We start from the raw sequence: 1361 nt of genomic DNA on the forward strand, positions 1-1361 counted from the left end.
CACACGTTACATGAAACAGTTACACGTAACCATTGTTGTCGGTATATGTGGCAACTGCTCAGTAATGTGAAAAAATTCTTGAAAAAATCTGCAAATAGATTCTTTCAGATAAAGTAAATCGAGTGTCCCACTATTATGAAAAGTTATTTAGCCTCAACACCCTGAATAAAATGTACATTATCTGTCGCAGGATCAAATAGGGCAGACTCCGCTTTAGCGTGATGTACGACATGGAATACTGGAATATGTTTTTTTCTGGCATGATCTAATAGCTTAGCTGCATTAACAATCGCATTTTTCCCTGCTTTCCCTAATGGTAGTGCTCCATCTGAATCAATTGTTAAATAACAATGAATTCGAATTTACTCGTAGTTCTATCTGCAATCAAAAGATTTATTCTTTTGCATGGGGACTTTGGCATGATCCTGATACAAGACAACGAGGACCGGCGAAGGACAGGGATAAAGCTTTGAATGGATATGAAAGAGCACGAGAATTGCTCACTGCAAACCCTTTCACAGCTCGTGAGTTAGGTGGCGAAACATATAGAATAGCAAGACGTGAAATCCCCGATTAACCTCGCTGAACGCGACCAGTATCAGGACAGGGAACTGCAACTGGTGATAGACGAAGGGCATATCACCACCACCAACCCGCTGTTGTCGCCCTATATGACCAAAGTCGTCAAGATGTGGCGTAAACTGGGGGCCTGGTTGTGGCTGGCCACGCAAAACCTCGCTGACTACCCGGATACGGCTGAAAAGATGCTGAATATGGCCGAATGGTGGTTATGTCTGACCATGCCGCCGGATGAAGTGGAGCAAATCGCCCGGTTCAAGAAACTCAATGAAGAACAAAAAGCCGTACTGCTTTCTGCCAGTAAACTCCCGCGTTGTTATACCGAAGGCGTGGTGCTGGCGAAAAAAATTGAAGCGCTGTTCCGGGTTGTGCCGCCGAGCCTCTATCTAGCACTGGGGATGACAGAAAAAGAAGAAAAAGCCGAACGGCGTACATTGATGCGTGAACATCAGTGCAGTGAGCTGGAGGCGGCGGTGTTGGTGGCTAGAAAAATGGATATTGGGCGGGGGTTGGGTTTTGAGTAATCAATATAATTTTATTATTGTGGATTCAGCTTCATTGTGAACAGCATTCATGTAAAACATGAATGCTCAGATTACTGACAAAGTGCTGGTTTTTTATCCGGCACTTTGATTTAATCAAATTCCGTTCACCCGACGGAGTTTGCCGCCATGTTAAGAATTCCCCCTCCCCAGACTTTCCCGCCCGAAACACTCTCGCTCGATGCACTTGTGCCTCAACATCATTTAGTCCGTCAAGTCGATGCCGCCCTGGATTTCGAA

1 pseudogene is annotated in these 1361 nt (G+C 45.1%); it reads left to right on the top strand.

Features of this window, described 5'->3' with window-relative positions:
- Positions 1–575 precede the first annotated feature (575 nt).
- Positions 576–1103: pseudogene (locus AACS90_RS03025) on the top strand (conjugative transfer ATPase); the annotation flags it as partial.
- Between the last annotated feature and the right edge of the window lie 258 nt (positions 1104–1361).

The organism is Xenorhabdus sp. KK7.4, assembly GCF_963876465.1.
Taxonomy (GTDB): Bacteria; Pseudomonadota; Gammaproteobacteria; order Enterobacterales; family Enterobacteriaceae; genus Xenorhabdus; species Xenorhabdus stockiae.